The following is a 4,882-nucleotide window of genomic DNA, read 5'->3' on the forward strand; positions in this document are numbered from 1 at the left end:
AAATATATGGTTGATAATACGTTTTTAGCACAGAAATAAACTAAAAAAATTATATGAATAAAATCCCACTTTTTAAGCACTCTTTCAATTTTGTTTTCCCATAACCCTGCAATAATAACGCATAACCACTGTTTTTTTTCCTTCCTCCAACCTAGCTTTACCTATATAAGAGAGCTATTTAACAATAACAGGATATCAAACGCATAAAAAAAATATCCTTCAAAATGAATAAATAGCATAGACAAGCATTATTATCTCATTAATACCCAGTACACCATGCCAACATAAGATTTTGTGTCGGACAACAAGCTGAAAATCGTGACGGTCACCATAGTTATGGTTAGTTACTCAGTATAAACTTTTCTCTGAAATTACACTTTAATGACATGAGATTTATCGCCAAACGATCATTTAAAAATTGTTGGCAGAAGGAGAGAATCATGACCACTGATACCGTTAACAAAGATGAAAAAAAAGGTTTCTTAGCAAACTTTAAATTTCCATCTGCATACACAATTTTATTTGCACTCATCGCTTTTGTTGCTCTGTTGACTTGGATTGTTCCAGCAGGCCAGTACGATCGAGTAATGGATGAAAATCTAGGAAAAGAGGTGCCAGTTACTGGTACATACCAACAAGTAGAAAATAATCCACAAGGTATTGTCGATATTTTCTTAGCACCAATTGATGGTCTTTATGATCACAACACGTATGAAGCAGGCGCGATTGATGTTTCATTATTTATCCTTGTTATTGGTGGCTTCCTAGGCCTAGTAACAAAAACAGGCGCAATCGACGCTGGTATTGAAAGGGTAACAGCTCGTCTAAAAGGCAAAGAGGAGTGGATGATACCTATCCTAATGGCTCTGTTTGCAGCTGGCGGTACTATTTACGGTATGGCTGAAGAATCATTACCTTTTTATACTCTACTTGTTCCTGTAATGATTGCCGCTCGTTTTGACCCAGTTGTTGCTGCTGCAACCGTGCTACTTGGTGCCGGTATCGGAACGCTTGGTTCGACTATCAATCCATTTGCAACGGTTATTGCTGCTAATGCTGCTGGCATTCCATTTACTGATGGCATCATGCTACGTGCTTCTATCTTAGTAATTGGCTGGTTCATCTGTGTTGCTTACGTTATGCGTTACGCAAAAATGGTTCAAGCAGACCAATCAAAATCTATTGTTTATGACAAGTATGAAGAAAACAAAGCATTCTTCCTAGGTGACAAAGACGATCAAGGTAGCCTTGAGTTCACAACAACTCGCAAAGTTATTTTGGCTGTATTTGCTGCCGCATTCGGTGTCATGATTTACGGTGTTGCTGTTGCTGGTTGGTGGATGGCTGAAATTTCAGCAATGTTCATTGCCGCTTCAATCATTGTTGGCTTGATTGCTAGAATGAGCGAAGAAGATCTGACGTCAAGCTTCATTGATGGTGCACGTGACCTTCTAGGTGTTGCCCTTATCATCGGTATCGCTCGAGGCATCGTAGTCATCATGGATAGAGGTATGATCACTGATACGATTCTATTTACTGCTGAAAACGCTGTGACAGGTCTTTCATCTATCTTGTTCATCAACGTAATGTACTGGTTAGAAATTTTACTATCATTCCTAGTACCTTCATCATCAGGTCTTGCGGTATTAACCATGCCAATTATGGCTCCACTGGCTGATTTCGCTGGTGTAAGTCGTGATCTAGTGGTTACTGCTTACCAGTCAGCATCAGGGATAGTCAACTTAGTCACACCAACCTCCGCTGTTGTTATGGGTGGTTTGGCCATTGCTAAAGTCCCTTACGTACGCTGGCTGAAGTGGGTAATGCCTCTCATCGGTATTCTTATGGTTCTTATCACCATTATGCTTAGCCTTGGTGCAATTATGTAATCATAGATAACCTATCTTTATCGATAAGCCAGCCTAGTGCTGGCTTTTTTTATCTTATCACTCTCTTCCTCAATCAGCGGCTTTACCTTTATCCATCCAACCTACCTGCCCTCCCTACGTTCAGTATCTGCTCTCGTCGGCTGTCATGCAAAGCCACCACGAATATAAGCGAGAGAATGTCACCGTTATCGATGAATACGGGTTATTCATCCTGGCGTTATTCCCCCCAAACACGTGTATAAAACATCACTATCTCTCTTTTGTTTGTTCAAATTCTTCAACTAAAAAACCACCTCTTAAGGGTTACTTTCATCTTATTTAAATTATTTTTTCACTCTATTTTACTAAATTCATATACAGCTTCGAAAAAAGTGCATAACTGCCCATTTGTTGGTTTTTTCGCCTAGAATAGTGGTTGCATAAAATCCCACTTCTATTTTTGTCAACGAAGGTCTTTCAGTAGGTTAGCTTTATCAACACCACTCAAAACGCACTTTATTGACATATAAATTCTTTAAAAAAAATGAATGAGCGTGAATAAATAACGCTTTTAAAACAATGACTTACAATTATAATTACTCGTAAAAGTGTGACGGAGATCGAAGAATTACCGCCCCAGTCGAGTATGATTAATCCATACGATAAAGCGAAGCACGAAACGATTAAAAACTGTATTTTCATTCACCTTCGCAATCTAGTGTTGGCATAGTGCCAGTTAGTCATCTAAAAGAGAGTTGAACATGAGCAAATTATATGTAGGTTCAGAAGTAGGTCAGTTAAAAAGAGTTTTAGTTCACCGTCCAAGACGTTCACTAAGCCACTTAACACCATCTAACTGCCACGATTTATTATTTGATGATGTATTAGCAGTAGAACGTGCAGGTAAAGAACATGATGTATTTACAAAAACGTTGCGTGACCAAGGTGTCGAAGTTTTACTTCTAACTGATCTTCTTGCTGATACGTTAGCAGTAACTGAAGCTAAAGAGTGGTTGTTGACTCGTCAGGTATCTGATTACCGTTTAGGTAAAACATTCGCAAGTGACGTACGCTGCTACCTAGCTGACCTGCCAAATGTAGAGCTAGCTAAAATCCTAACGGGTGGTTTGTCTTACGCTGAAATGACAATGACATCATCTTCTATGATGCAAGGCATGCACGCTCCAACAGACTTCATCATTGAACCTCTACCAAACCACCTATTTACTCGCGATACTTCTTGCTGGGTATACGGCGGTGTTTCAATCAACCCAATGGCTAAAGAAGCTCGTCAACGTGAAACTAACCACGTTCGTGCAATCTACCGTTGGCACCCGTCGTTCGCCGGCCAAGATTTCATTAAATACTACGGTGACGAAGAAAAAATGTACGACCAGTCTACTATTGAAGGCGGCGACGTACTGGTTATCGGTAAAGGCTCTGTACTTATTGGTATGTCTGAGCGTACAACACCACAAGGTGTTGAGCAGCTAGCATCAGGTCTATTCAAAAGTGGCCAAGCGAAGCAAGTGATTGCAATGCAATTGCCTAAGCACCGCTCTTGCATGCACTTAGACACTGTAATGACACACATGAACGAAGATACATTCTCTGTATATCCTGAAGTTGTTCGTAAAGACGTTCAATGCTGGAGCCTAACTGGCGACGAAACTGGCGCAGTGAATGTGAAAGAAGAAGGTTACTTCGTTACTGCTATTGAAAAAGCATTAGGCGTAAGTCAACTAAACCTAATCACTACTGGCGGTGATAGCTTCACAGCTGAACGTGAGCAATGGAATGATGCAAATAACGTACTAACCGTTAAACCAGGCGTTGTAATTGGTTACGAAGGTAACACTTACACTAACGAAAAATACGACAAAGCAGGCATCACAGTTCTACCTATCCCAGGTGACGAACTTGGTCGCGGACGTGGCGGTGCTCGCTGCATGAGTTGCCCAATCGAACGTGACGGTATCTAATATCAACCATTCGATGCTGGTGAGTTATCTCACCAGCCTCTATTCCTAATATAAGAGATATGAACAATGACTAAACAAACTGTAGTTGTTGCATTAGGTGGTAATGCATTACTTCGTCGCGGTGAGCCGTTAGAAGCGGATACACAACGTGCGAATATAGCAAAAGCGGCCAAAACAATTTCTGAAATAGCCAAGGAATACAACGTTGTTTTAGTACACGGAAACGGACCACAAGTAGGTTTACTTGCCCTACAAGGTTTAGAGTACAAAGCAGTAGCTCCGTACCCATTAGATGTATTAGGGTCAGAAACACAAGGCATGATTGGTTATATGTTAATGCAGGAATTGCGTAACCTATTACCACAATTGAACGTATCATGCATGCTTACTCAGATGAAAGTGGATCCAAATGATCCAGCATTTTTGGACCCAACCAAACCAATCGGTCCTATTTATCCTGAAGCTGAAGCACGTGATCTGGCAGAGAAATATAACTGGACAGTAAAACCTGATGGAAAACACTTCCGTCGCGTTGTTCCAAGCCCACAACCAATCGGTATCGTTGAAGACGATGCGATTTCATGCCTAATTGCTCAGGGTCACCTAGTAATTTGTACTGGCGGTGGTGGTATTCCAGTTAAAGAAGAGAACGGAAAACTGATTGGTATTGAAGCAGTTATTGACAAAGATATGTCTGCGGCTTACCTTGCTAAACAGATCAATGCTGATGCTCTGCTTATTCTTACTGATGCAAATGCTGTCTACCTTGATTGGGGTAAACCCACTCAACAAGCAATTCGCAGCACGACACCAAAAGAGCTGTCTCAATATGAATTTGATGCGGGATCGATGGGGCCAAAAATTGAAGCTTCATGTGAATTCATCAACCAAGGCGGTAAATTAGTGGGCATCGGTGACCTAGAAGATGGTTTAAGCATCCTCAACGGTACTGCTGGCACGAATATTATTCCAGAATAAACTAATAACTATTCACATTAGATATTAATTTAAGTATAAATAACGTATATAGCC

Annotated in this window: 3 protein-coding genes; all 3 read left to right on the plus strand. The window is 40.6% G+C overall.

Translation table 11 applies throughout. The features are described 5' to 3' along the window. The first annotated feature begins 440 nt into the window (after positions 1 to 440). Positions 441 to 1,889: a YfcC family protein gene (locus L4C32_RS20225; RefSeq protein WP_428198693.1), complete on the plus strand. Its 1,449-nt coding sequence runs from the start codon at positions 441 to 443 to the stop codon at positions 1,887 to 1,889. Positions 1,890 to 2,629: 740 nt separating this feature from the next. Further along, the gene (arcA, locus tag L4C32_RS20230) at positions 2,630 to 3,850 is read left to right on the plus strand and encodes an arginine deiminase (RefSeq protein ID WP_428198694.1); all 1,221 of its coding nucleotides are present in this window, start codon (positions 2,630 to 2,632) and stop codon (positions 3,848 to 3,850) included. Positions 3,851 to 3,916: 66 nt separating this feature from the next. Further along, positions 3,917 to 4,828, plus strand: coding sequence for a carbamate kinase (gene arcC, locus L4C32_RS20235; RefSeq protein ID WP_428198695.1), 912 nt, complete (start codon positions 3,917 to 3,919; stop codon positions 4,826 to 4,828). Positions 4,829 to 4,882: the final 54 nt, after the last annotated feature.

Origin of the sequence: Aliivibrio kagoshimensis, assembly GCF_050337105.1 — a bacterium.
In the GTDB taxonomy this organism is placed as follows: Bacteria; Pseudomonadota; Gammaproteobacteria; order Enterobacterales; family Vibrionaceae; genus Aliivibrio_A; species Aliivibrio_A kagoshimensis.